We start from the raw sequence: 25797 nt of genomic DNA, 5'->3' as shown, positions 1-25797 counted from the left end.
GGGGTGGGGCGGTTGGAGTAGCGACCGTCGATTTTACGGCGGGGGGTATGTGAACTATGCTAGATGGTCGAACCCGTTGGTCCGTACACCCCCCAAGTCCGGACCAGCGGGTTCTTCCATGCCCGGCGGGATTTCAGGCCGTTTTGGGCCGCAGTGAGAGGATGGACTAATGACTGCAACCCTTGTTGCCAAAGATCTTTCGGGCGGTCACGACCACCGCACACTCTTCTCAAAACTCTCCCTCACCGTGGCCCCGGGCGACGTTGTGGGCGTTGTTGGCGCGAACGGCGCCGGCAAATCCACTCTTCTCCGGCTGCTGGCAGGGGTGGACCAGCCACTGGCCGGATCGGTGAGCCTGGCCCCGGCCGATGCCTTCGTTGGCTGGCTGCCGCAGGAACACGAACGTGTCGCCGGCGAGACAGTGGCGGGGTACGTCGCACGCCGGACCGGCTGTGCACAGGCAACGGCAGACATGGAATCAACGGCGGAGGCCCTGGGCTCGGGTGCCGCCGGCGCCGATGACGCCTACTCCCTGGCCTTCGACCGCTGGATGGCCTCCGGCGCTGCGGACCTGGACGAGCGGATCGCGCCGGTCCTTGCCGACCTGGGGCTGGACGTGGGGCCGGAGGCGCTCATGACGGGGCTGTCCGGCGGGCAGGCGGCACGCGTGGCGCTGGCCGCCCTGCTGCTGAGCCGCTTCGACGTGGTCCTGCTCGATGAGCCCACCAACGACCTTGACCTCAACGGGCTGGCCAAGCTGGAGGCGTTCGTGCAGGGGCTCCGCGGCGGTGCGGTCCTGGTATCCCACGACCGTGAGTTCCTGGCCCGCTGTGTCACCACCATCGTGGAACTGGACCTCGCCCAGAACTCCGTGGCCGTTTACGACGGCGGCTACGAGGCGTTCCTGGAGGAACGCGCCGTGGCCCGCCGCCATGCCCGGGAGCGGTACGAGGAGTTCGCCAACACGAAGGCGGACCTCGTTTCCCGCGCCCGGACCCAGCGCGAGTGGAGCTCCCAGGGCGTCCGGAACGCCATGAAGAAGAGCCCTGACAATGACAAGATCCGGCGTGCGGCCTCCACCGAATCCTCGGAGAAGCAGGCCCAGAAAGTGCGGCAGATGGAATCCCGGATCGCCCGGCTCGACGAAGTGGAGGAGCCGCGCAAGGAGTGGCAGCTGCAGTTCAGCATCGGCCAGGCCCCGCGATCCAGTGCCGTTGTGGCAACGCTGCGGGACGCCGTCGTCCACCAGGGTGACTTCACGCTGGGGCCGGTGAACCTGCAGCTCAACGCCGGGGAGCGCATCGGCATCACCGGTCCCAACGGGGCCGGCAAGTCCACGCTGCTCCGGCTCCTGCTGGGGATCCGGCCGCCGGACTCCGGCAACGCCGCCATGGGCGCCTCCGTGGCCATTGGCGAAATCGACCAGGCCCGCGGCCTGCTGGCCGGTGACCTCAACCTCGGTGACGCCGTCGAGGCTGTCCTGAAGGAGCTGTCCCCGGCGGAAGTCCGCACCCTGCTGGCCAAGTTCGGACTCAAAGCGGACCACACCTCGCGCCCGGTCGACTCGCTCTCCCCGGGCGAACGGACCCGCGCGGCGCTTGCCCTGCTGCAGGCCCGCGGCGTGAACCTGCTGGTCCTGGACGAGCCCACCAACCACCTGGACCTGCCCGCCATCGAGCAGCTCGAAGAGGCACTGGAAAGCTACGACGGCGCCCTGCTCCTGGTGACGCATGACCGCAGGCTGCTGGAAAACGTGCGCCTGGACGTCCGCTGGAATGTGGAGGACGGTGTGGTGACCGAACTGCTCGCCGGTGGGTCCGCACCAGCCGCTGCATCACCAGGCGCCAGGAACGGCGCCATGAAAGGCCAGACACGATGAGCATGGACCGGGTAGCGTGGAGCTCCCTCTACAACATCACGCGGGCCGCCAGCGGTTCCAAACCGTTCTCCAAGGCGACGCTCAAGCGCGTGTTCGGCTTCGCGCGGCCGCACCGCCGCAAACTCATCGCCTTCGTGCTGCTCTCGATCGCCATGGCTGTCCTGGCCGTGGCCACCCCGGTCCTTGCCGGCCAGGTGGTGGACGCCATCATTGCAGGCGCCGGCACCGACGTCGTGATCCGGCTGGCGGTGCTCATCGCCGTCGTGGCCGTGGCCGAGGCCGGGCTGGGGCTCGTGACCCGCTGGCTGTCCTCCACCATCGGTGAAGGCGTGATCGTGGACCTGCGCACCAAGGTGTTCGACCACGTCCAGAAAATGCCCATCGCCTTCTTCACCCGCACCCGCACAGGGGCCCTGGTCAGCCGGCTGAACAACGACGTCATCGGCGCGCAGTCGGCCTTCGCCGGCACGCTGTCCGGGGTGGTCAGCAACGTGGTGGCCCTGGCGCTCACCCTCGTGGTCATGCTGGGCAAGTCCTGGCTGGTGACCGTGCTGGCCATGATCCTGCTGCCGATCTTCCTCATCCCGGCCCGCCGGATGGGTTCCAAGCTGGCCGACCTGCGGCGCGAGGCTGCCGAGCACAACGCCGCCATGGGTACCCAGATGACCGAGCGGTTCTCCGCGCCCGGCGCCACGCTGGTCAAGCTCTTCGGCCGCCCGGACGAGGAATCCCGTGAGTTCGCCGTCCGCGCCGGACGGGTCCGTGACATCGGTGTGCGCACCGCCATGCTCCAGTTCACGTTCGTCACCGCGCTGACACTGGTCTCGGCCCTGGCCCTAGCCTTGGTGTACGGGCTGGGCGGCTGGCTTGCGCTGGGCGGCCAGCTCGCCGCGGGCGACGTCGTGGTGCTGGCACTGCTGCTCACCCGCCTGTACGCGCCCCTCACCGCGCTCTCCAACGCCAGGGTGGAAATCATGAGCGCCCTGGTCAGTTTTGAGCGGGTCTTCGAAATCCTCGACCTCAAGCCCCTGATCCAGCAGAAGCCCGACGCCGTCGAGGTGCCGCCGGGTCCCGTCTCGGTGGAGTTCGACGACGTTCGGTTCGCCTACCCCGCAGCGGACAAGGTGTCGCTGGCGTCGCTCGAGGACGTCTCCACCCTGGACACCCGCGGCGGCGAAGAAGTGCTGCACGGCATCAGTTTCAGGGTGGAACCAGGCCAGACCGTTGCCCTGGTCGGGTCCTCGGGGGCCGGCAAGTCCACCATCGCCCAGTTGCTGTCACGGCTGTACGACGTCGATTCCGGCGCCGTGCGCCTCGGCGGAACAGTGCCCGGGACCGGACTGGACGTTCGTGACGCCACCTTTGATTCGATGCGGGCGACGCTGGGCATGGTGACCCAGGACGGGCACCTGTTCCACGAATCCATCGCGTCCAACCTGCGGCTGGCCCGCCCGGACGCCACAGAAGCGGACATGTGGGATGTGCTGCGCCAGGCCCGGCTCGAGTACATGATCCGGTCCCTGCCGGACGGCCTTGACACAGTGGTGGGGGAGCGCGGCTACCGGCTTTCCGGCGGTGAACGCCAGCGCCTCACGATTGCGCGGCTGCTGATCGCGCAGCCGCGCGTCGTCATCCTTGACGAAGCCACCGCCGCCCTGGATTCCACCAACGAAGCGGCCGTGCAGGCTGCACTGGGGGCAGCGCTCGAGGGCCGCACCGCCGTCGTGATCGCCCACCGGCTGTCCACCATCCGCGCCGCGGACATGATCCTGGTGGTCGAGGACGGCGCCATCGTGGAGCGCGGCACCCACACCGGGTTGCTCGCGGCGGAAGGCCGGTACGCAGAGCTCTACCGCACGCAGTTCGCGGAAGCGAACGCTGTGGTGGAAGAGGCCGTTCCGGAGCTCTAGGCTCGGCCCCTACGAGCGGTTGGCGCCAGGGCGGGCAGGATATGGTCCGTCAGCAGGGGTGCAAGGTCGGCCGGCAGCTCGGCGGCCAGGTCCAGCCAACGGACTTCGGCTATCTCCGCCGAAGGGTGTGCACTCCAGGTGCCCGGGGCGGTAAACACCGTTGCCTCAATGTCTGTGGCGGCCTCGTTGGCGGCGTCGGCAAGCCAGACGCCCATGTGCCGCAGGTCTTCCGGCGCCACCTCGATGCCCACTTCCTCCAGCAGTTCACGCGAGGCGGCCTGGGCCGCGGATTCGCCGGGTTCGGGCTTGCCGCCAGGGTGCATAAATTTGTCCGTGCCGCGCTTGCGGACGGTCAGCAGGCGGCCTCGGTCGTCATAGACGCAGACGGCGGACACAACAATGCGGTCTTTCACGGCTACGACCCTAGCCCATTGGAGCCCGCCATGTCCGGCGCCGGCGCGTCCGGACCTGTTCCATCCCGCGGCAGGCGGTGCAGCACGGATTCCAGGAGCTGGTTCTTCCGCGGCCCGTGAACGTCCCAGGAATAGCTGAATTCGTCCGGGCCCCGGAGCGCATAGGTGACGCGGTAGGTGTCCGGGTCGCACCAGTGCTCGTCGTGGCTGGACTCGGCCCGGAAGCTCATCCGGTGGAACGGCCGGCCGTCGGGGAACGTCATGTCCAGCGAGTCGGAGGCGGCCGTGGGATGCAGCATGTAGTCACGGCTTGCGGTGCCGGTGAAGGTGCCGCCGGCCGGAGCAGGCCAGCGCATGGTGCCCTCTTCGTGGAACTGAAGGCCGCCGTCGTCGTCCGGGGAAAAGCGGACGACGCCGGTGAAGGTTCCGTGGGCGTCGGAGCTGCGGTCCCACAGGGTGCGCTTCACAGACCAGCTGCCCAGCAGGTAGGCGCGCAGATCGAAATCCTGCGCCTTGTTCTGCTCTGCATCCTGCCGCTGGAAGTTCAAGTGCCCTCGATTGGAATCGAACCAACGACACCGGCTTTAGGAGAGCCGTGCTCTATCCACTGAGCTACGAGGGCGGGCGTCCGAATTGGTTGGCACCAGGCCGTCCTGTTCGGGCACGGATACAAGCATACAAGGTACAGACGCGTACTACGCTCTTGGCATGACTGCAGCAACACCAGTAACGTCCATCCGGGCCGGATTCCTCCCGGACATAGCCTCCACCCGGGAGTATTTCGGGGCGTGGGCCAAGCTGAGCGTGTTGCAGTATTTCGTGGCTGAAACGGCAGTGATCGCGGCCTGGGCCGGTCCGCAGCCCTACGACCGCCGGACCGGCTACATCAGCGATCTCGGGGCCGTCCACTGCAGCCTTTATGAGGGCAGGGACGTGTGTTCGCCCCTGCATCCGGTGATGAATGCCTCGTTCGTGGTGCAGGGCCTGGGCATGCTGGTGGGGGCACTGCTCCTCAGCTCGGCACTCCTGTGCGTCGCAGCCCGGCCCGGGGTCCGGCTCGCCTTCGGCCATGGCCACCGTGTTCCCTGGTTCACTGCCCTCGCGGCCAAGGTCCTGACCTTCTCCGCGGGCACCGGGACGATCATTGTGGGGCTGGTGCCCGAGGACGCCGGATGGTTTGCCGTGCATCTGACCGGCGCCCTGATGTACTTCATCGGCGGGGCGCTGGCGCTGCTGCTGTTAGGGAAGCTGTGGCTGAGGCAGTCGCCGCTGGGATGGTTCATCCTTGCGTGCGGGGCGGTGTCTTTCGGGGCGCTGGTGATCGGCGGGGTCACCGGCATGGATGTCCCGGAGCCGGGCACGCTGGAGCGGTTCATGGGCTATCCGGTGACGATAGGCCTGGCCACCACGGGGCTGGTGATTGCCCAGCGCGTCCGGCAGGAACTGAAGGCACGGAAGACCCGGACAGCTGCCCAGGCAACGAGGACCCTTTGAGGGGCTAGCGGGCCTTCGGCTTCCGCCCCAGGAACACCGCGGCGCCGCCTGCCAGTAGGCTCACCACGAGCAGTACCCAGCCGCTGACGGTGAGGGCGGACGCGAGGGCCACCTGGCCGCCGTCGGCCGCTGACGCGGACAGCATGGAATCGATGGCAGCGTTTCCCCACAGCCGGACGGCGGCGAAAAGCAGCGGGAGCGCCCAGAGCGCCCAGCGGAGCGTTTTGCGTGCCACGTTGGTCCCGATCAGCAGGAGCCACGTGAAGCCGAAAATCAGCGGAAACAGCGTGCCCGCCGTCTTGTGGACGTAGTTGAGCTGGCCGCGGGCTTCCTCATTCATCGCCGCCCTCAGCTGGTCCACGAACCCCTGGTCAAAGCCGCCGATCAGCGAATCGGGCATGGGCAGGCCGCCGGAGAGCTGGGTGAGCTGGTTCAACGTCAGCAAATGCAGGTACCAGAACAGGAAAAGGCTGGCCACCACGCCCGCTATGAGGATCACGTTGCTGTTGTTCCGCGCCTTCTCCGGCGACCGCTGGGTGGTGGGGTTGATCACCGGCGGCAGGTGGTGCTGGGGAACGGACGCGTTGGCGCCATGTTTCTTGATCCGCTGTGCTGGTGTCTTGGCCATGGGTTCATTATCGCTGTTCCTGTCCCCGCCTGTTCCCCGCCTGCGGCCCCGGATAGGCTGGGACGCGTGACGGAACTTGGAAGACACAAACTTGGCAGGCACAGCGCGGCGGAACTCAGCGCGGGACTGGACGATTACCAGCTGGCCGAGGCACTGGTCCGGGAAGCCGGGATGCTGGCCCTCATGATGCGCCAGGGCGGCCTGGAAGGACAGCAGAAGACCTCGGTCTCCGATGTGGTCACGGCTGCCGACCACGCCGCCGAAGCCTATGTCCTCGAACAGCTGCGGCGCTGCCGCCCGGACGACGGCATCCTGGGGGAGGAGGGCGCCTCTGTGGAGGGGAGCAGCGGCCGGACCTGGGTGATCGATCCCGTGGACGGCACCTACAACTTCCTGCACGGCTCCACGTACTGGTGCTCCGCGCTCGCCCTCAAGGACGCCTCCGGGACGGTTCTTGGCGCCATTTTCCAGCCCGAAGAGGACAAGCTCTGGCTGGGCGGAACCACCCGGCCGGCCACCCTGAACGGTGAACGGCTGACGTCATTCCATACGGACGGCGGGGCGCGGACGCTGCAGCCGCTGGCCGTACAGGGCGCCGCAACCTACATCCACCCCTCGTGGCTCGCGGACCCGCTGTGCGCCATGCCCTGGCACTCCGCGGCCACCTCTGCTGCGTCGCTGCGGATGTTCGGATCAGGGTCCTGCGACCTGGGCCGGGTGGCCGACGGCGAGCTCGACTGCTGGTTCCAGCACAGCTGCCCCGAATGGGACTGGCTCCCCGGCAAAGCCATTGTGCTTGCGGCCGGCGGCGCCGTCGACGTCGTGCGGGTCAACGGCCTCGAGTGGTTCGTTGCAGGAGGCACGACGGCGGTCCGGCAGCTCCGCGCCGCCCTCGAGTCCGGCTCGGTGGAGTAAGGCCCCCTGGTCACGCGCTGAGCCGAACGCAGGCCGGTCCGGAAGTGAGTGTCGGCCCCACCGCCTAGACTTATAGCACCATGGATATGTTGTTTGACCCGTATGCTGACGGACCGTTCAAGGCTGCCCCGAAAGCGGCAGCGCTCACCAAGTCGCGCCCCGGGACAGGGGAAGATCCGGCTCGCTACGGGAACGGCGGGCCGGAATCCGAAGGGGATCGGGCACGTCCCAAGCTGCCCGGCGTGGACGAACTCCTGCAGGGCCTCAACCCCCAGCAGAAAGAAGCGGTCAAGCACACCGGCGGCGCGCTGCTCATCGTGGCCGGAGCCGGATCCGGCAAGACACGCGTACTCAGCAACCGGATCGCCTACCTCATCGCCACCCGGAGGGCGCATCACGGCGAGATCCTGGCCATCACCTTCACCAACAAGGCCGCCGCGGAAATGCGGGAGCGCATCGAAGCGCTGGTGGGCGGCCGCGCCAAGATCATGTGGATTTCCACCTTCCACTCGTCCTGCGTGCGCATCCTCCGGCAGGAAGCCGCCAACGTTGGACTCAAGTCCAATTTCTCCATCTACGACTCCGCGGACTCCCTGCGGCTTGTCACCCAGGTGTCCAAAACCTTGGACCTGGACCCCAAGAAGTTCGCGCCCAAGGCCATGCAGCACAAGATCTCGGCGCTGAAGAACGAGCTGATCGACGCCGATTCGTACGCCTCCTCCGCCAATTACAACGATCCCTTCGAACAGGCCGTGGCCGACGTCTTCAAGGGCTACACCCAGCGGCTGCGCCAGGCCAACGCGATGGACTTTGACGACCTCATCGCCGAAACCGTCTACATGTTCCGTGCCTTCCCGGCGCTCGCCGAATCGTACCGCCGGCGCTTCCGGCACGTCCTGGTGGACGAATACCAGGACACCAACCACGCCCAGTACGCGCTGGTCCGCGAAATTGTGGGCGAGGGTCCCGGGGCTTCCGAACTCACCGTGGTGGGCGACTCGGACCAGTCCATCTACGCGTTCCGCGGGGCGGACATCCGCAACATCGTGGAGTTCGAAAAGGACTATCCGAACGCGCGCACCATCAAGCTGGAGCAGAACTACCGTTCCACCCAGAACATCCTCACGGCCGCCAACTCGGTGATTTCCCGCAACCCCAACCGTCCGGACAAGAGGCTCTGGACTGCCGAGGGTGAAGGCCACAAAATCATCGGCTACGTGGGCGAAAACGAACACGACGAAGCCCAGTTCATCGCCAAGGAAATCGACAGGCTGCAGGACGAGGACAACCTGCGCCCCGGCGACGTCGCGATCTTCTACCGCACCAACGCCCAGTCCCGTTCCATCGAAGATGTCTTGGTGCGCGTTGGCCTGCCGTACAAGGTGGTGGGCGGCACGCGCTTCTACGAGCGCAAGGAAATCAAGGACGCCCTCGCGTACCTGCGCGTGCTGGTAAACCCCGACGACGACGTCAACCTACGCCGGGTGCTCAACGAACCCAAGCGCGGCATCGGCGACCGCGCCGAGGGTGCCGTGGCGGCCCTGGCCGAACGCGAACGGACCTCGTTCATGGCCGCCGCCCGCCGTGCGGACCAGGCGCCCGGGATGGCCACCCGCTCGGTCAACGCGGTGCTGGGTTTCGTGAAGCTGTTGGATGACCTCGCCGAAGTGGCCAGCGGCTCCGGTGCCGCTGCTGCCCTGGAAGCTGTCCTGGAGCAGACCGGGTACCTGGCGGGACTGCGGTCCAGCACCGATCCCCAGGACGAGTCCCGGGTGGAAAACCTCGCGGAACTCGTCGCCGTCGTGCGCGAATACGAGCAGGAGAACCCCGAAGGTTCCCTGGGCGCCTTCCTGGAACAGGTGTCGCTCGTGGCGGACGCCGACCAGATCCCGGACGCCCCGGGCGCTGACATCGATGCCGCCGTGGCCGAAGCCAAACGGCTGGGCGTGGTGACGCTCATGACCCTCCACACGGCCAAGGGGCTGGAATTCCCGGTGGTGTTCCTTACCGGCATGGAGCACGGCCTCTTCCCGCACCAGCGTTCGGCCACGGATCCCAAGGAGCTCGCGGAGGAACGGCGGCTGGCCTATGTGGGCCTGACCCGTGCCCGGAAGCGCCTCTATGTGACGCGTTCGGAAGTCCGCAGCATGTGGGGCCAGAGCCAGTACAACCCGGCCAGCCAGTTCATCGAGGAAATTCCCGCCGAACTGGTGGAATGGCGGCGTGAAGGCACCTCGCGGCAGGTCAGCGGCTGGGGGAGCGGGGCGTCCATCGGGTCCAGCAGGTACGGCGGATCGTTCTGGGGCGCGGGCACGGCCCGCGGCAACGCAGCGAGCCCTTCCGCCGGCTTCAATGCCGATGTTCCGGCCGCCGTCGCTAAGAACCGCGTACAGCCGCAGAAGGAAGTCGTTGCCGTCAGTGTCGGGGACAAGGTGAACCACACGAGCTTCGGAAACGGCACCGTCCTGGCAGTCGAAGGCGCGGGGGACAAGACCGTGGCCAAGGTGAAGTTCAGCGTCGGCGAAAAGCGCCTGCTGCTGAGGTACGCACCGCTGACAAAGCTCGACGCCTAACACGCGTTCCAGGACGGCAAGGGTCCCGCCGCCGGGCAGCGACCCTTGCCGGGTCCTGGCGGCAGGATTACAGTTCAGGGATCTCGGCTCGTGTCATTCCACTCTTTCCGTTCCGGCGTGCCACGGAGCACCGGGCGGATAACCCCGCGGAACTCTATCCGGAGCGGGCCCGGCTGAAGGGGCCCCGGGCCATTGGGTTCGACGGCGAGAAGATCTTCGCCAGCAACGTCACCAGCTTCCGGATTATCTGCCCTCGCGGGGTGTTTGGGCAAAGTCAGGGTCGCCGTCAAGGCGAGGCACGTGAGTTTCGTCGCAGTGGTGCCTCCCCTCATGAAGTCCCTTCGGAGGATCGAGGCAGATGAAACGGAGTCGATCTGTGAACGGGCGTAGGGAAGTCGGCAGGCCGGACTGGCTGGGAGAAGAGTCAACGTGGGTCCAGGAACGCTGCACAATCGGCTGGCTGCGGGTTTAGCCTTGTTGTAACGGTGATGGATCCCACCGGGACCGGTTGATTTGCCGGTCCGGACCGCCGACGTGGCTGATGGTTCCTGCCCCGATTGTGAAGGGCAGGATGGTCGCTATGGCTGGAACTCGGAGCGGGCCCGGCAGCCCGGAAACGTCGGACAGGGGTGGGCTCACCGGCGTCCTGGTGCCGGTCGGCCCGTTGGAACTGTCCGTGGAGGAAGTGCGCCAACTCTGGTCGTTCATTCACGGTGACATCATGGACGGGAGCATGCGCCGGTTGCTGCGCGCCTCCCTCGGGTTGTGTCCCCGGCATACCTGGGCCTACGCCGTTGTTGAGGTTGAGCTGTGGCAGGCCGGCGCCGGGTCCCGAGGAGGGCACCAACCCTTCGACGTGACTATCCTGTACGAGGACCTCCTGGAACACGTCGCCGACGGGCTGGACCGGAAAACTTCCTTACTGCACCGGCATCCGGACGATGTGCTTCTGCCGGTAGGGCCCTGCCGAATCTGTGAGGACATGGCCTCACCGGACCTGCCCGGTCTGCGCATGGGCTACGCGAACTCCAACACCGAAGCCCTCACCGTTGAAGCCAACGGGCTCGTGCACACCACGGTGTGGTGCCGGGAAACACTCCCGCTCTGGCGGGGCCGGGTATGTCCTGGCTGCGATCCCGGAACGCCTGAGGGAGCCGGTGATCCGGTGCTGTTTTGCCGCTTCCACCTGGCGGCCCGCAGGCCCTTGCCTGAGCAGCTGCGGCACGCGGTCGCGGCCCGGCTGCGGGAGATCCGGGGGCGGATGAGGCACCTGACCGATTCGATGACGGACTACGGCGCTCCGGTCGGGAGCGAGGAGAACACCTCCTGGATCGAGGCCATCGGCTTTTTCGCCGGCTGGGGACTGCCCCTGTACTTGGCCGCCGCCGCGACGGACGCAGGTCCCGAACCGGACACCACGGAGACAGGGCGGAGAAACTGACCACGTCACAGTGTGGCGGCGGTCGCCGCTGTCCCTGTAGTCTCTGTTCACGGTGATGGATCCCGCCGGAACATCCCGCACGAAGGTGCGGGGCGTTCGAACCGCCTCCTGGCTAATGGTTCCTACCTTTGCTGATACGAAGGTAGGTAACTCATGCCCGCACCCGGCCCGCTTCTCCTGCTCCGCCACGGCCAGAGCGTCCTGAACGCCCAGGACCGGTTCACCGGCCTGCTCGACCCGGCCCTGAGCCCCATTGGAGAAGACGAAGCGGCACGCGCCGGTGCTCTGCTGGCCTCATCATCGTTTTCCCCCGATATTGTCTACACCTCCACGCTGACCCGTGCCCGGGACACTGCCCGCATCCTCCTCGACGTCCTGGGCGACCCTGGTATTCCGGTGCTTGCGGCGTGGGAGCTGAACGAGCGCAGTTACGGCTCACTGACCGGCAGGGCCAGAACGGAACTGCTCAGCGAGCTCGGGCCGGAGGTCTTCCGGTTTTGGCGCCGCTCCTACTACGGTGCACCCCCGCCGATGCCATGGTCACAGGTGGCCGCACTCCGCCGCAGCCGGGCGTTCGCAGGGCTGCCTCCGGAAGCGGTCCAGGCCACCGAATCCCTGTGCGGGGTGGTCAAGCGGGTCCGGATTTTCTGGCACCAGCATCTTCGCCCGCGGATCCGCGCAGGTGAGCATGTACTGGTGATCGGGCACGGGAACTCGCTGCGGGCGTTGTGTCTTGTCCTGGACGGCCTCTCCCATGCGGAGGTCGAGTCCCTGAACATCCCGACAGGGCACCCTCTGGCCTACCGCTTCACCGCCGGGCTGATGCCCGTGGTGCGGGGCGGGGAATACCTGAATCCGCTGGCAGCGCGGACCGCCGCCGCCCTGGTCGCCGCCGCCGGCGGGACCTGAGACAACGAACGGAGAACATCATGTATGAACTGCCGATCACCGGGGTGCGAGCCCTGCAGATACTGGACTCCCGCGGCTACCCTACGGTGAAGGTCTGGCTCACGGCAGCGGACGGCGCCGTATCGGTTGCCTCGGCGCCGTCCGGGGCATCCACCGGGGCGCATGAGGCGGTCGAACTTCGCGACGGCGGCTCGGAGTACTCCGGCCGCGGCGTGCAGAAGGCGGTCGCCAACGTCCGCGGCGAAATCAGTGAGCTGCTCACCTCCCGCAGCTGGCAGACCCTCGCGGACCTGGACCAGGCACTGGTCGGGCTGGACGGAACACCCGGCAGGTCCCGTCTGGGGGCAAATGCCATTGTGGCGGTGTCGATGGCCGCAGCCCGTGCCTTCGCGACAGCGGCCGGGTTGCCCCTTCATGTCTGGACCGCCCAGACCCTGGGCCGGGCCGGACGGCTGCCGATACCGCACTTCAATGTCCTCAACGGCGGCCAGCACGCCGCGAACCCCCTGGAATTCCAGGAGTTCATGATCGCCCCGGCCGGCGCACCCTCCTTCGCCGACGGGCTCCGCTGGGGATCGGACGTCTACCACGCCCTCGCCCGGCGCCTGCGCCGGCAGGACCTGGCGACCGGCCTGGGCGACGAGGGCGGCTACGCCCCTGACATCGCCCGCCCCGAGGAAGCACTGGATTTGATCGTGGCCGCCATCGAGGATGCCGGCTACACCCCCGGCCGGGACGGGATCTCGATCGCCCTGGACCCGGCCGCGAACTCCTTCTACACCGACGGGACCTACACGGTCGCCGGCAAGGCCCACACCCCCGAACAGATGGTCAGCTACTACGAGAAGCTCATCACCGACTACCCGATCTGGAGCCTGGAGGACCCCCTGGCCGAAGAAGACACCGGCGGGTGGCCGGCACTGACGGCGGCCCTCGGGGACCGGGTGCAGGTCGTTGGGGATGACCTGTTCGTCACCTCCGCTGACCGGGTACGGGACGGCATCCGGGACCGGTCCGCGACAGCGGTGCTGATCAAACCGAACCAGGCCGGCACGGTGAGCGAAACGTTCGACACTCTCAGGGCCGCCTTCGACGGGGGCTTCGGGGCAATGGTCTCGCACCGGTCCGGGGAAACCGATGATACGTTCGTCGCTGACCTCGTCGTCGGATCAGGCTGCGGGCAGCTGAAATCCGGGGCCCCGGCCCGCGGGGAACGCGTCGCCAAATACAACCGGCTGCTGGAAATCACCGACGAGGACCCCTCTTTGCCTTACGGTCCTGAGGGAACCTACCTCAACGACACCGATCCCAAGCAGGAGCGCCCATGAACGAACCAGAGAACGAGCCCCGTCCCGCTACCGGGCCGACACCGTATGTTCCACGCCGGATCACGGGCCCTGTGCTGATGGGCGTCGTGCCCGGCCAGCCGTTGGCTGTTGCGCACCGGGCCGCGGAACTGGCCCACAGCCTGAACGTCAAACTGGTTTGCGCCTACGTAGACGTCACCAGCTACCTGGCCGAGGAACCCGACGGCCGGGTCGAGACTCTGCCAATTGATCCGGACGGGATCGATGACGACATCGAAGGGATCAGCGCCGGCATCCGCGAACGGCTGCAGGAGGCCCTTGACGGGAGCGGGGTCCGCTGGTCGTTCGTGACCCTCGCAGGTGACCCCGCCCGGGCCTTGGGACGGCTGGCCGAGTCAGCGGACGCCTCCATCATCGTCGTGGGCACCCGCGAACGCGGCCTCGGGGCCCGGTTCGAGGAACTGCTCGTAGGCTCGGTCGCGGTGCACCTCACGCACCGCCAGCACCGGCCCGTCCTGGTCGTCCCGCTCGCTCCCCACACCAGGCACCCCCGGCAGGAGGGCCACTAATGGAACCGCCCACCCCCGAGACCACGGCGGACACCGGAGCTCCGGAACGAACCGACCCGACCGGTCACCTGCCCATCGACAGCGACACGGCAGGAACCAGCGAAGGGGACGCGGACGCGGGCACACTCGGCGAGGCCCGCTCCCACGGGCCCGTGCACCTGCACCCGGGGTTCGTGCTGGTCGTCATCACCGGCGGTGTCTTCGGCGCCCTGGCCCGATACGGGCTCAGCAGCGCACTGCCGTCCCCGGGCGGGTGGCCGCTGCCAACCCTGATCATCAACCTGGCCGGGGCGCTGCTGCTTGGTGCGCTGCTGGAGGCCCTGGTCCGCCGCGGTCCGGACGCCGGACGGCTGAGGTTCATCCGGCTGCTCGCCGGGACCGGGTTCATGGGCGCCTTCACCACCTACAGCGCCCTGGCCCTGGAAACGAACACCCTGCTCGGGACCGGACGGACCACCGACGCGGTGATCTATGTCGCCGCCACGGTGATCGGCGGCGCGGTGGCAACAGTGGCCGGGATCCGGGTCGCCGCCGGACACCACACCAGAATGACCACCCGGAGGCACGACGCGACCCTCCCCCCCGACCGACAGGAGAGCGACCGATGAACACTCTCACCATCCTGTTGCTCGGCCTCGCCGGAGGACTCGGTGCCGGAACCCGATTCGTCATCGACGGGCTCGTCCGCTCCCGGCTCCGCGCCGCCCTGCCCGTTGGCACGATCGCCATCAACATCACCGGATCCTTCCTGCTAGGACTGGTCGCCGGAGCCGTGATCAGCCACGCGGCACCTGTCGAGCTACAGGCCATCGCCGGTACCGGGTTCCTGGGCGGCTACACCACCTTCAGCACCGCCAGCTTCGAGACCGTCCGGCTCATCCAGTCCCGCCGCACAGGACTGGCCCTCCTGAACAGCGTCGGTACCGCCATCGCCGCTGTGGCCGCGGCGGCCGCAGGCCTGGCCCTGGCAAGCCTCCTATAAGAGGCATCAGCCTGAACGAGTCCATCTACTGCAGCAGGGAGCGCCCCCATGCCGGACATGAACGAACAGCGACTGGCCAAGGCCCAGGCAGATCCTGCCCGGGAGAACCGGCTCGGACCGATGGGGTTCGTCCTCACGTTCGGTGTCGTGAGCATGCTCGCCGACGTCGTCTACGAAGGGGCCCGGTCCATCACCGGCCCGTTCCTGGCCACCCTCGGCGCGACCGCGGTCATGGTCGGCTTCATCACCGGATTCGGGGAAGCGGTGGCCCTGGTCATGCGCCTGGGCACCGGCCCCCTGGCCGACCGGACCCGTAAGTACTGGCCACTGACCATCGCCGGGTATGCCCTGACCGTCATCGCAGTACCGTTCATGGCCCTCGCCAGTTCCTTGTGGCAGGCCTCGGCCTTGGTCGTCATGGAGCGGTTCGGCAAAGCCGTCCGCACCCCGGCCCGGGACACCATGCTCTCCCATGCGGGGGCAGATATGGGCCGCGGGAAGGCCTTCGCGATCCACGAAGCCCTCGACCAGTCCGGTGCGCTCCTGGGTCCGCTGCTTGTCGGGCTCATGATCGCCGTCTCCGGGTACCAGCTCGGATTCGGTGTCCTTGCCATCCCGGGGGCGGCGGCCCTTGTTGCCGTGCTCCTGTTGCGCCGGGCTGCGCCGGATCCGGCACGCTATGAAACACAGGCCGTCAGGGAGCCCGTGGCCGTGCCCGGCCAGGTCAGGGTTCGGGTCCCTTTGCCGGCCCGGTTCTGGTGGTACAGCGCGTTCACCGCCGTGTCGATGTTCGGCTTTTCGACCTTCGGGGTCATCTCCTTCCACCTGGAGGTCCAGAAGGTGATGCCCTCGGCCCTGATACCGGTCACCTATGCCGTCTCCATGGGCGCAGCCGCCCTGGCGGCCCTGGCCTCCGGGGCGCTCTATGACCGGATCGGGCTGCGCGGTCTGCTCATCGCTCTGCCGCTGACCGCCGCCGTCCCGTTCCTGTCCTTCACCACCACTCCCGGCTTGGTCTGGGCCGGCGCCGTGGTCTGGGGAGCGGCTCTGGGAATCCACGAATCCACGCTCCGCGCCGCCGTCGCCGACATCGTCCCGGCTGCCCGGCGCGGGACCGGATACGGGATCTTCACCGCCTTCTACGGCCTCGCCTGGCTGGCAGGGTCCACCATCATCGGAGCCCTCTACGCGGCCACAATGACAGGGCTCATCGTCTTTACCGTGGCAACCCAGCTTGCCGCGCTGATCGCTTTCATTCCCTTGCTCAAGCCCGCTCCCGCGCAGGGTGCGGCCGCCTAACCGGCCTGGAGCTGCCCGGCAACGGCCATGACGACGGCGGCTCCTGCAAGTGAAACAAACAGTGTTACCAGCAGGTGCGCCGCGGGCACGACAGGGGCGTGTTCCGTCTCTTTTTGCCCCATCCAGGACACCGCGAACGCTGTCCCGGCATAGGCCGCCATCGCGGCAAACGCCCCCAACCCCAGCGGCGAAAGGGACGGACCTGATCCGGCACCAAGAACAACCCCGGCCAGCAGACCCAGCCCGAACGCCAGAACGGACTCCACAATCCACGACCGCCGAGAGCCGCCAGCGAAACGCGTCCCGCGGTCTAGGAGGAAACGAAGCGATGCACCCGCAACTGCCCCGTCAGCGACTGCGAGGAAATTACTCGGGTCCGTCGCTGATCCTGCAAGAAAACTCATGACACGCCCCATCGACATCAGATCCGCCGCCATCCGGGTGGACCGTTCCTGCCAGCCGGTCCGACAAGTAGCTCAGGCGCGTACTGTTCGGTCCGCCCCAGCGGACTCCGATCACGTTGACACGATCAGTCCAGGGTCAAGAGGGCGCGCAGGGCGCCACGATCCGGTACTGGTGTGTAGAGGCAGGTCCTGACGGAGATGTGGAGACTTGGCCCTGATCAGGCGGCGGGTTTCTGATCAGTCGTCAGGACACTCCAGATCCCGTTTGCACGGCAGAGATCGTTCCAGCTCCCGGTCGGCGCGGCCAGGTCCGATCTGGCCGGATCACCGCGTCATGGGTAACAACGATCACGGATAGTCCCGGAGCATCGTCAAGGAGCGCATCAAGGGCCGGACGGGCACGGGCGAGAACGTCCGCGGCCGGCTCCATACCGGGCGCGTCATCCACCGTTCCCCACCGTGCGGTCACCTCAGCCGTGAGGTGACCCGTTTGCGGGCCGTAGTCCCTGTCCTTGAAGCACTCATCCACCCACCGGGCGGCTCCGGCCGCTTCGGCGATCACGCGTGCGGTGTCCACTGCCCGTTCAAGAGGACTTGAGACCACAATGGATGGCCGCATCGTTGCGAAGACGACCGAAAGGTTGCGCGTCACCAGGGCTCTTGATCCTACCGGCGGCGGTCGGGCACGCTGGGTCATGAGGTGGAAGCCTGCGCTGAACGCGTTCGCGATTACCTTCGCCGGTCGGTTCGAAAGAACCATTCACTAGTGAAAACCGGCCGGACCCACACACCGTTTATCGGACAGTCCCATGTCCGGACGGAGCTCAGGGTTGGAAGCGGTAGCCGATGCCGGATTCGGTCAAGAGGTGGCGGGGGTTTCCGGGTTCGGGTTCGAGCTTTCGGCGGAGCTGGGCCATATAGACCCGCAGATAGTTGGCTTCCTTCCCGTAGGCGGCCCCCCACACTTCGGACAGCAGCTGTTGTTGGGTGATGAGTTTCTCGGGATTGCGCACCAGAAGCTCAAGGATGTTCCATTCGGTGGGTGTCAGGCTCACATCCTTTCCGTCGCGGAGGACACGGTGCAAGGCCAGGTCCACGGTGAACGCGTCGGTGGTGATGATCGGTGTTTCGTCAGGTTCAAGGCTGCGGCGCAGCAGGGCGCGGAGGCGGGCGAGCAGCTCGTCGAATCCGAACGGTTTGGTGATGTAGTCGTCCGCGCCGGCGTCCAGGGCTTGGACCTTGTCGTTGGAACCGTGCCGGGCGGAAAGGACAAGGATTGGCACGCCGCTCCACTTCCGCAGGCGCGTGATGACTGTGGTTCCGTCGATGTCCGGCAGGCCGAGGTCGAGGATGACGACATTGACCGGGTGTTGGGCGGCTGAAACAAGTGCGGATTCACCGTCCGGTGCGGTGGAGACGGTATAGCCGTTTGCACGAAGAGTAATCCCTAGTGCGCTCCGGATGTGGGCGTCGTCGTCCACCACGAGTACGTTGCTCATGGTGTCTGCTTCCGGGCTGGGAGGGGTGAGGTGTGCTGCCGTCGCAGGAGCGCGGACTGTGCGCTTACCGGCGCCTGCGCACCGTCGTCGGTGAAGGCTACGCCGGTGGAGAGCGGCAGGCGGATAACCATGGTGAGTCCGCCGCCGGGTGTCTGTTCGGCGGTGAGTGTGCCGCCCATCGCTTCGGTGAAGCCTTTGGCCACGGCCAGGCCGAGCCCGACCCCTGTGGCCGCCGGGACGTCGTCGAGCCGTTGGAATGGTTGGAACATTTGCACGACGCTTTCGGCGGGGACGCCCTGGCCGTGGTCGATGATGCGCAGTTCCCCTGCCGGCTGCCCTGTCAGTGTGGTGGTGCTGAGTCCGCCGGCGGCGCCGACCAGGACGATGTCGGAATCCGGGGCGTATTTGATGGCGTTTTCCACGATGTTGGCAATGACCCGTTCGAGCATTCCCGCGTCGGCATCCACTTCGGGCATGTTGGGCGGCAGGTCCACCCGGACCCTGCCGGCCGGGATGCCGTGCAGGGCTGGCTGGATGACTTCGTACCAGCGGACCGGCCGGATCAGGGGGTTCACTGAGTCCGAGGTGATCCGGGACATGTCCAGGAGGTTGCCCACGAGGGCGTCGAGGCGGTCCGAGCACTCGTCAATGGTGGCGAGCAGTTCCTGTTCCTCCTCTGCGGTGTAGTGGATGTTGGGCTGTCTGAGGCCGCCGACTGCCAGTTTGATACCGGCCAGTGGTGTGCGCAGGTCGTGGGAGACGGCACGGAGGATCGAGGTGCGCATAGTGTTGCTTTCGGCCAGGCGGAGGACTTCGCGGCGGCTCGCCGCGAGCTGGCGGCGTTCGAGCTGGGCCGCGAGCTGGACGCCGAACGCGCCGAGCAGGCGCCGGTCGGCAGCCGGCAGGACCCTGCCTGAGAGGACGAGGCGGGTCCCTGGATTCACGTCTTCGATGTTCTCGCCTTCATCCGGGCCGGTGGCGGCAATATCCCCTGCGTGGGCCACGAGCCGCCAGCTGCTGTCAGTGCCGTCGGCGGCCGCGTTGCTCCCGGAGGTGCTGCCCGCCCGGGTGAAGAGGGATGAGCCGCGCACCTGGAACACGTCCAGCGCCTGCTCGAGCAATCCCTTGACCGTGTCCTCGGCGCTGACGGCCCCGCGCGTCAGATCACCCAGGGTTGCGGCCTCCGCCCGGGCGCGGGAGGCTTCCTTCGAGCGGCGGGCCGAAACGTCCACCACGGCTGCCACAGCTGCGGAGACGCCGACGAAGACCAGGAGCGCGAGGATGTTCTGCGGGTCGCTGATAGTCAGGTTGCCTACCGGCGGAGTGGAATAGTAGTTCACCAGGAGGCTGCTCCACAGTGCTCCAAGCAATGCCGGCCACAGCCCGCCGACCAGTGCGACGGCAATCGATCCGGTGAGCTGGATCAGGACGGCCGTCGCAACATTATGGGCCGGGCTGGCGGCCAGCAGCAGCTGCAGCAGGACCGGGAGAAGGACTGCCAGGGCGAAGCCGACAGCAACCCGGACGCGTCCGAGGTCCCGTTCCCGTGGATGGTCGAGGCCGCGCCCGCCGAGCGCATGGGAGACCATGTGCACGTCGATGTCGCCGGAGTCCCTGACCACCCGGTTGCCGATCCCGCCGCCGCCGAACAGTCTGCTGAGGTTGCTGTGGCGGGAGACACCGACGACGATCTGGGTGGCGTTGACGCTGCGGGCGAAGTCCAGCAGGGCCGTGGCCGGGTCTTCTCCGGCCACGGTGTGGTAGCTGCCGCCAAGGTCTCGGATCAGTTGGCGCTGGGCTTCGAGGGCCTGCGGGGATTCTGCGGCGACGCCATCCGCGGCGCGCACATGAACAGCGAGCAGGTCTCCGCCGCTGACGCGCTTGAGGATTCTGGCGGCCCGGCGGATCAGAGCCTCGCCTTCGGGGCCGCCGGTGAGGCCGATGACAATCCGTTCACGAGCCGGCCAGCTGGCTTCGATCCCCTGCTCGGCACGGTATTTGGCCAGGCCCTCATCCACCCTGTCGGCGAGCCAGAGCAGGGCAAGTTCCCGCAGGGCTGTCAGGTTACCGAGGCGGAAGTAGTTGGACAGGGCGGCGTCGATCTTGTCGGCGGCGTAGATTTTTCCGTCGCCGAGGCGCTGACGGAGCAGTTCCGGGGAAATGTCCACCAGATGGATCTGATCGGCGCGCCGGACGATGTCATCGGGCACGGTCTCGGCCTGCCGGACATCGGTGATGGCATTGACGACGTCACCCAGGGATTCCAGGTGCTGGATGTTGACGGTGGACAGGACGTTGATGCCGGCGGTGAGGAGTTCCTCGATGTCCTGCCAGCGTTTGGGGTGGCGGCTGCCGGGGATGTTGGAGTGCGCGTATTCGTCCACGATCGCGGTGCCGGGCCGGCGTGCCAGGACGGCGTCGAGGTCCATCTCTTCGAACTCGGTGCCCCGGTACGGGAGGCGCCGGGGCGGGATGACGTCGATCCCGTCGAGCAGGGCACGGGTGTCGCTGCGGCCGTGGTCCATCGCGAAGGCGACCACGACATCCTCGCCGCGTCCTTTTAGCCGGTGGCCCTCCTCGAGCATGGCGTAGGTTTTGCCGACCCCGGGTGCGGCCCCCAGGAAGATCCGCAGCGTTGCCCGTGCCATGTGGTCATTCTTTCACTTGGACTGCACCGCGGCGGCCAGGTCCAGGTTCAGTGCCGTGACGTTCACGGAGGGCTGTCCCAGGAGCGCCTCCAGACCTGTACTGGTGTGCCGGTCGACCATGGACTGGACCGCTTCGGGGCTGAGGCCGCTGGCTGCGGCGATCCTGGGGACCTGGATCCTGGCGTAGGCCGGGGAGATGTCCGGGTCCAGCCCGGATCCACTGGCCGTCACGGCATCTGAGGGGACATCCGCCCCGTTGATGCCTTCTGCCTCGGCAATGGCTGACCGGTTGGCGGTGACGGCATCGAGCAGCTTGGGATCGTTGGGGCCGAGGTTGCTGGGCGAGGACGAGTCCGGGTCCCACTTCACGGCCGAGGGCCGGGCGTGGAACCATTTCGGGTCCTGGATGCCGGTATCGTCGGCGGAGACCTGTGCCAGCAGTGCCGAAGCGGCGGGCTTGCCGTCCGGGCCTTTCAGAATGGATCCGTTGGCCTGGTAGGGGGCGATGGCCTGCCCGATGCCGAAGATCGCCAATGGATAGACCAGTCCGAGAACCACGGTGGCAAGAATGAGGAACCGCAGGGCGGTTCCGGCCTGACGGAGGTAACCGGTGAGAATGTTCATGGGGGTGTTCCTAGCCGATACCGGGGATGAGGGAAATGAGCAGGTCGATGAGTTTGATGCCGATGAAGGGTGCGATGAGCCCGCCGAGCCCGTAGACCAGCAGGTTCCGGCCCAGGGCCTGGTTGGCCGACACTGCCCGGTACTTCACGCCGCGCAGGGCCAGCGGTACCAGGGCAATGATGATCAGGGCGTTGAAGATCACCGCGGACAGGATGGCCGAGGACGGGGTGGCCAGGCCCATGATGTTCAGCAGCCCGAGCCCGGGGAAGGCGGCGGTGAACAGGGCCGGGACGATGGCGAAGTATTTGGCGACGTCGTTCGCGACCGAGAAGGTGGTGAGCGCGCCGCGGGTGATGAGCAGTTGCTTGCCGATGCCGACGATGTTGATGAGCTTGGTCGGATCGGAGTCGAGATCCACCATGTTCGCGGCCTCCTTCGCTGCCGGGGTCCCGGAGTTCATCGCGACCCCGACGTCGGCGGCGGCCAGCGCGGGGGCATCGTTGGTGCCGTCCCCGGTCATGGCCACCAGCCTCCCTTCGGACTGTTCCTTTTTGATGACGGCGAGTTTGTCCTCGGGGGTGGCTTCGGCGAGGAAGTCATCGACGCCGGCCTCGGCGGCGATCGCCTTGGCGGTGATGGGGTTGTCGCCGGTGATCATCACGGTCCGGATTCCCATTTTCCGCAGTTCGGCGAAGCGGGCGTGCATGCCGGGCTTGACGACGTCGGCCAGGTGGACGGTTCCGAGGACTTCGGCGTGGCTGGCCGCGCTGATCCGGGCGACCAGCAGGGGTGTGCCGCCCTGGGCGGAGATTTCCTTCACCCGGTGCTCGACTTCGGCCGGGATGCGGCCGCCGGCCTCTTCAACGAACGCGGCTACCGCGGACGCGGCGCCCTTGCGGATCTGCGTGCCGTCAACATCCAGCCCGCTCATCCGGGTGCTGGCGCTGAACTCGACCACCGCAAACTCGCCGAAGGTCTTTCGGAGTGCGCCCAGGTCAGGCCCGGTCACGCCTTTGTCTGCGGCGAGGTCCACGATGGAGCGCCCCTCGGGGGTGTCATCGGCCAGGCTGGAGAGCCGGGCCGCGTCGATGAGTTCGGTCCGCTCCACAGCGTTGGCGGGGAAGAAGTTGACGGCGCGGCGGTTGCCGTAGGTGATGGTGCCGGTCTTGTCCAGCAGCAGGGTGGTGATGTCCCCGGCGGTTTCGACGGCGCGGCCGGAGGTGGCCAGCACGTTGTGCTGGACCAGGCGGTCCATGCCCGCGATGCCGATCGCGGGGACCAGGGCCCCGATGGTCGTGGGGATCAGGCAGACCAGGAGCGCGACCAGCACGATCGGTGACGGCGTGGCCCCGGCGAGGGAGGCGAACGGTGCCAGGGACATGGTGACGATGAGGAACACGATCGTCAGGGACACGAGGAGTACGTGCAGGGCGATCTCGTTGGGGGTCTTCTGCCGCACGGCGCCCTCGACGAGCTTGATCATCCGGTCGATGAAGGTCTGGCCCGGCTCGGCGGTGATGCGGATGACGATGCGGTCCGAGAGGACCCTGGTGCCGCCGGTGACGGAGGAGCGGTCCCCGCCGGATTCGCGGATGACCGGGGCCGATTCGCCGGTGATGGTCGATTCGTCAACACTGGCCAGGCCCTCGATGATTTCACCGTCCGAGGGGATAACGTCCCCGGCTTCGCAGATGACGACGTCGTTGAGCCGCAGCTCCGTGCCGGGGACGTCCCTGGTGCTGCCGTCGGGCTGCCGCAGCCTGGCGTGTACGCCTTTGCGGCTCGCCCGGAGGCTGTCGGCCTGGGCTTTGCCCCGGCCCTCCGCGATGGCTTCGGAGAGTGTTCCGAACAGCACGGTGAGCCACAGCCACGCCGTGACAGCGATGCCGAACACCGACGGCCGGGCCGCGCTGATAACCGTGCACAGGGCGGCGCCGACAAGCACGGTGAACATGACCGGGGAATGGATCATCTGCCGCGGTGCGAGCTTCCGGACCGCGACCGGGAGTGCGGCCGCGACGGTGGAGAGCGTCAGCTTCGCCGGGGCCTTGGTGTGGTGCTTGTGCTCCCCGGGGGTGCCCAGGGGGTTGCCGTCGGCGTAGGTTTCGGCGGCGGCGGCGGCGGTGTCCGTCCGGGACGGGGTCATTTGAGAAGTCCTTCTGCGAGAGGCCCCAGGGCAAGGGCCGGAAAGTAGCTGAGCGCGGTCAGGATGACCGTCACGCCCAGGAGCAGCGAGCCGAACAGCCATCCGTGGGTCGGGACGGTTCCGGCCGACACGGGGATGCGTTGTTGCCGGGCGAGGGAGCCGGCCAGGGCCAGCACCAGCGCAATCGGCAGGAAGCGGCCCAGCAGCATGGCGATGCCCATCATGACCGACAGGTACGGGCCGGAGGTGGTGATGCCGCCGAAGGCCGAGCCGTTGTTGTTCGCTCCGGAGGTGAAGGCGTAGAGCAGTTCGCTGAACTGGTGCGGGCCCGAGGACGGGGCATTGGCCACGACGTCCGGGAGCAGGGCAGTGACGCCGGTCAGTGCGAGCACCAGGGCCGGGGTGACCAGGATGTACAGGGCCGTGAGTTTCATTTCACTCGGGCCGATCCTTTTCCCCAGGTATTCCGGAGTGCGCCCGACCATGAGCCCGGCGATGAAGACGGAGATAATGGACAGGATCAGCATGCCGTACAGCCCGGAGCCCGTCCCGCCGGGGGCAACCTCCCCAAGCATCATGTTCACCATCGCAGTGCCGCCGGCCAGCGGCGGCAGCGAATCATGGGCGGTGTTCACGGCCCCGGTGGACGTCAAAGTGGTGGAGGCGGCAAAGATCGCGCTCGGCACCGGCCCGAAGCGCTGCTCGAATCCTTCGCCAAGGCCCCCGGCGGCCGCCGTCGCTGTTCCCTGCCCGGAGGCCACCACCCAGCCCATCAGGGAAACGGAGGCCAGCCAGAGCGATCCCATGACCGCGGCAACGGTGAAGCCCTGCCGCTGATCGCCCACCATCCGGCCGTAGGCGTAGGGCAGGGCCGAGGGGATCAGCAGGAGCAGAAACACCTGGAACAGGCTGATGAACACGTTCGGGTTCTCAAACGGGTGGGCGGAGTTGGCGTTGAAATAGCCGCCGCCGTTGGTGCCCAGGATCTTGATCGCCTCCTGGGACGCGACGGGCCCGCCGGGAATCGTCTGCGCAATCCCGGACGCCGGGTTGGTGACGTCGGTGGACCAGAAGTTCTGCACGATGCCGCCGAGGACCATCACGATGGCCACGACGGCCGCCAACGGCAGCAGGACACGGAACGAGGTCCGGGCCAGGTCGACCCAGAAGTTTCCCAGCCGATCCGTCCGGGTGCGGGCGATGCCCCGGATCAAGGCGACGGCGACGACGATGCCGACGGCGGCGGACAGGAAGTTCTGTACGGCCAAAAGGCACATCTGCACGAACATGCCGACGGTGGCCTCCGGGGCGTAGGTCTGCCAGTTGGTGTTGGTGACAAAGGAAATCGCCGTGTTCATCGCCACCCAGGGGTCAACCCCGGCCAGACCGTTGCTGCCCGGGAGGGCGCTCTGCAGCCGCTGGAGCAGGAACACCGCCAGGATTGAGACGGCGGAGAACACCAGGACGCTGCGCAGATAAACGGACCAGGTCTGCTCGGTCCCGGCGTCAACACCGGCGAGCCGGTAGAACAGCCGCTCCGCCCGGGTCGAAGTCTTGCCCTCGAAAACCCGGGCCAGATACACCCCGAGCGGCTTGTGCACGGCGGCCAGGGCCACGACAAGGCCGGCCACCTGAATGAGGAACGAGGCAGTATTGAAGTTCACTGGATCCTCACCATTTTTCCGGGCGAATGAGCACAACCAGCAGGTAGCCCAGCAGGGCCAGGCCCGCGATCAACAGCACGGCCCACATGATGGCATCCGCGTTCACTGGTCCGTCACCGGCCCATCGCTGGCACCGCCAACCACCCCGGTCAGGAGATGACCGACCCACATCACGAAACCCATGGACACCACAAAAATGCCCACAACAGCCAGATCGGCCACGACACGTTCCTTTCATCCGCCCGCAACATTTTCTGCGGGACAGGCCCAGTCAACCCCCGGCGAGTCGCGAAAGAGCCATGAAAAAGCCGTCCCTAACGAATTCTTAACGCGCCAGGGCCGGACCTTGACGATTTCTTAGCGCCCGCGACAAATCCTGTGTCGGTGGACCGGTCCGCACGGCCTTTCGCCGTTCCCGCATTCGCCCCGGTGTTAAGGACCCGGCGTTAAGGATTCGCAAAGATCGGCGACAATCCGCGGGAATCCTTCGTGG

General features: G+C 67.2%; 23 protein-coding genes, 1 tRNA gene and 2 riboswitches. Of the genes, 12 read left to right on the top strand and 12 right to left on the bottom strand.

All coding sequences use genetic code 11. The annotated features are described in order from the left end of the window. Nucleotides 1-169 precede the first annotated feature (169 nt). Both CXQ91_RS09355 and CXQ91_RS09350 read left to right on the top strand, forming a co-directional pair. Complete coding sequence (locus CXQ91_RS09355; protein WP_258073910.1) at nucleotides 170-1879, top strand: ABC-F family ATP-binding cassette domain-containing protein; 1710 nt, start codon at nucleotides 170-172, stop codon at nucleotides 1877-1879. Then, on the top strand, nucleotides 1876-3789 hold the full coding sequence (locus CXQ91_RS09350; protein WP_104173637.1) for an ABC transporter ATP-binding protein: 1914 nt from the start codon (nucleotides 1876-1878) through the stop codon (nucleotides 3787-3789). Before CXQ91_RS09355 ends, CXQ91_RS09350 begins: the two co-directional genes overlap by 4 nt. Here the strand turns inward: CXQ91_RS09350 and CXQ91_RS09345 are convergent. The 3 genes from CXQ91_RS09345 to CXQ91_RS09335 form a co-directional block, all read right to left on the bottom strand. After that, the gene (locus tag CXQ91_RS09345; protein ID WP_104173636.1) at nucleotides 3786-4202 is read right to left on the bottom strand and encodes an NUDIX domain-containing protein; all 417 of its coding nucleotides are present in this window, start codon (nucleotides 4200-4202) and stop codon (nucleotides 3786-3788) included. The genes CXQ91_RS09350 and CXQ91_RS09345 overlap by 4 nt on opposite strands. Nucleotides 4203-4204: 2 nt before the next feature. Next, the gene (locus CXQ91_RS09340) at nucleotides 4205-4750 is read right to left on the bottom strand and encodes a DUF6314 family protein (protein WP_104173635.1); all 546 of its coding nucleotides are present in this window, start codon (nucleotides 4748-4750) and stop codon (nucleotides 4205-4207) included. A 1-nt stretch (nucleotide 4751) separates the two neighbouring features. Beyond that, nucleotides 4752-4824, bottom strand: a tRNA-Arg gene (locus tag CXQ91_RS09335). 86 nt (nucleotides 4825-4910) lie between these two features. On the opposite strand from CXQ91_RS09335, the gene CXQ91_RS09330 reads away from it, so the two are divergent. Continuing rightward, nucleotides 4911-5696: a DUF998 domain-containing protein gene (locus tag CXQ91_RS09330; RefSeq protein WP_104173634.1), complete on the top strand. Its 786-nt coding sequence runs from the start codon at nucleotides 4911-4913 to the stop codon at nucleotides 5694-5696. 4 nt (nucleotides 5697-5700) lie between these two features. Here the strand turns inward: CXQ91_RS09330 and CXQ91_RS09325 are convergent, their stop codons facing one another. After that, nucleotides 5701-6324, bottom strand: coding sequence for a hypothetical protein (locus tag CXQ91_RS09325; protein ID WP_104173633.1), 624 nt, complete (start codon nucleotides 6322-6324; stop codon nucleotides 5701-5703). Nucleotides 6325-6390: 66 nt separating this feature from the next. On the opposite strand from CXQ91_RS09325, the gene CXQ91_RS09320 reads away from it, so the two are divergent. The 9 genes from CXQ91_RS09320 to CXQ91_RS09280 all read left to right on the top strand — a co-directional run bounded on the left by CXQ91_RS09320 (nucleotide 6391) and on the right by CXQ91_RS09280 (nucleotide 16319). Next, on the top strand, nucleotides 6391-7239 hold the full coding sequence (locus CXQ91_RS09320; protein ID WP_104173632.1) for an inositol monophosphatase family protein: 849 nt from the start codon (nucleotides 6391-6393) through the stop codon (nucleotides 7237-7239). Between the two features lie 86 nt (nucleotides 7240-7325). Beyond that, nucleotides 7326-9812, top strand: a complete 2487-nt coding sequence (gene pcrA, locus CXQ91_RS09315) for a DNA helicase PcrA (RefSeq protein WP_374953643.1) — start codon at nucleotides 7326-7328, stop codon at nucleotides 9810-9812. Between the two features lie 475 nt (nucleotides 9813-10287). After that, nucleotides 10288-10370: riboswitch (Fluoride riboswitch) on the top strand. Between the two features lie 22 nt (nucleotides 10371-10392). Then, complete coding sequence (locus tag CXQ91_RS09310) at nucleotides 10393-11253, top strand: hypothetical protein (protein WP_104173630.1); 861 nt, start codon at nucleotides 10393-10395, stop codon at nucleotides 11251-11253. Nucleotides 11254-11295: 42 nt separating this feature from the next. Continuing rightward, nucleotides 11296-11385, top strand: a riboswitch (Fluoride riboswitch). Nucleotides 11386-11406: 21 nt separating this feature from the next. Further along, nucleotides 11407-12162, top strand: coding sequence for a 2,3-diphosphoglycerate-dependent phosphoglycerate mutase (locus CXQ91_RS09305; protein WP_104173629.1), 756 nt, complete (start codon nucleotides 11407-11409; stop codon nucleotides 12160-12162). Nucleotides 12163-12182: 20 nt separating this feature from the next. Further along, nucleotides 12183-13490 carry a phosphopyruvate hydratase gene (gene eno / locus CXQ91_RS09300; RefSeq protein WP_104173628.1) on the top strand — a complete coding sequence of 436 codons (1308 nt, stop codon included), beginning with the start codon at nucleotides 12183-12185 and terminating at the stop codon, nucleotides 13488-13490. Then, the gene (locus tag CXQ91_RS09295) at nucleotides 13487-14038 is read left to right on the top strand and encodes a universal stress protein (protein ID WP_104173627.1); all 552 of its coding nucleotides are present in this window, start codon (nucleotides 13487-13489) and stop codon (nucleotides 14036-14038) included. Before eno ends, CXQ91_RS09295 begins: the two co-directional genes overlap by 4 nt. Further along, the gene (locus tag CXQ91_RS09290; RefSeq protein ID WP_104173626.1) at nucleotides 14038-14646 is read left to right on the top strand and encodes a CrcB family protein; all 609 of its coding nucleotides are present in this window, start codon (nucleotides 14038-14040) and stop codon (nucleotides 14644-14646) included. The genes CXQ91_RS09295 and CXQ91_RS09290 overlap by 1 nt, the downstream gene beginning before the upstream one ends. Beyond that, the gene (gene crcB / locus CXQ91_RS09285; protein ID WP_104173625.1) at nucleotides 14643-15020 is read left to right on the top strand and encodes a fluoride efflux transporter CrcB; all 378 of its coding nucleotides are present in this window, start codon (nucleotides 14643-14645) and stop codon (nucleotides 15018-15020) included. Before CXQ91_RS09290 ends, crcB begins: the two co-directional genes overlap by 4 nt. A gap of 48 nt (nucleotides 15021-15068) precedes the next feature. Continuing rightward, nucleotides 15069-16319, top strand: coding sequence for an MFS transporter (locus tag CXQ91_RS09280; RefSeq protein ID WP_258073909.1), 1251 nt, complete (start codon nucleotides 15069-15071; stop codon nucleotides 16317-16319). Here the strand turns inward: CXQ91_RS09280 and CXQ91_RS09275 are convergent. The 8 genes from CXQ91_RS09275 to CXQ91_RS09240 all read right to left on the bottom strand — a co-directional run bounded on the left by CXQ91_RS09275 (nucleotide 16316) and on the right by CXQ91_RS09240 (nucleotide 25410). Next, nucleotides 16316-16723 (bottom strand): hypothetical protein, encoded by a 408-nt coding sequence (locus tag CXQ91_RS09275; protein WP_146072314.1) that lies wholly within the window; start codon nucleotides 16721-16723, stop codon nucleotides 16316-16318. The two genes, CXQ91_RS09280 and CXQ91_RS09275, sit on opposite strands and share 4 nt — an antisense overlap. A 244-nt stretch (nucleotides 16724-16967) precedes the next feature. After that, entirely contained in the window at nucleotides 16968-17420 is a 453-nt protein-coding gene (locus CXQ91_RS09270; RefSeq protein WP_258073908.1) for a histidine phosphatase family protein, read from the bottom strand. 127 nt (nucleotides 17421-17547) lie between these two features. After that, entirely contained in the window at nucleotides 17548-18222 is a 675-nt protein-coding gene (locus CXQ91_RS09265; protein ID WP_104173623.1) for a response regulator, read from the bottom strand. Further along, complete coding sequence (locus CXQ91_RS09260; protein WP_104173622.1) at nucleotides 18219-20870, bottom strand: ATP-binding protein; 2652 nt, start codon at nucleotides 20868-20870, stop codon at nucleotides 18219-18221. Before CXQ91_RS09260 ends, CXQ91_RS09265 begins: the two co-directional genes overlap by 4 nt. A gap of 12 nt (nucleotides 20871-20882) precedes the next feature. Then, on the bottom strand, nucleotides 20883-21494 hold the full coding sequence (gene kdpC / locus CXQ91_RS09255; RefSeq protein WP_104173621.1) for a K(+)-transporting ATPase subunit C: 612 nt from the start codon (nucleotides 21492-21494) through the stop codon (nucleotides 20883-20885). 10 nt (nucleotides 21495-21504) lie between these two features. Then, complete coding sequence (gene kdpB, locus CXQ91_RS09250) at nucleotides 21505-23640, bottom strand: potassium-transporting ATPase subunit KdpB (protein WP_104173620.1); 2136 nt, start codon at nucleotides 23638-23640, stop codon at nucleotides 21505-21507. After that, the gene (gene kdpA / locus CXQ91_RS09245) at nucleotides 23637-25304 is read right to left on the bottom strand and encodes a potassium-transporting ATPase subunit KdpA (protein ID WP_104173619.1); all 1668 of its coding nucleotides are present in this window, start codon (nucleotides 25302-25304) and stop codon (nucleotides 23637-23639) included. The genes kdpB and kdpA overlap by 4 nt, the downstream gene beginning before the upstream one ends. Nucleotides 25305-25311: 7 nt before the next feature. Then, nucleotides 25312-25410, bottom strand: coding sequence for a potassium-transporting ATPase subunit F (locus tag CXQ91_RS09240; RefSeq protein WP_104173618.1), 99 nt, complete (start codon nucleotides 25408-25410; stop codon nucleotides 25312-25314). Nucleotides 25411-25797: the final 387 nt, after the last annotated feature.

The organism is Arthrobacter sp. Y81 (assembly GCF_002929335.1).
Taxonomy (GTDB): Bacteria; Actinomycetota; Actinomycetes; order Actinomycetales; family Micrococcaceae; genus Arthrobacter.
This window is presented reverse-complemented; position numbering and strand designations above follow the sequence as displayed.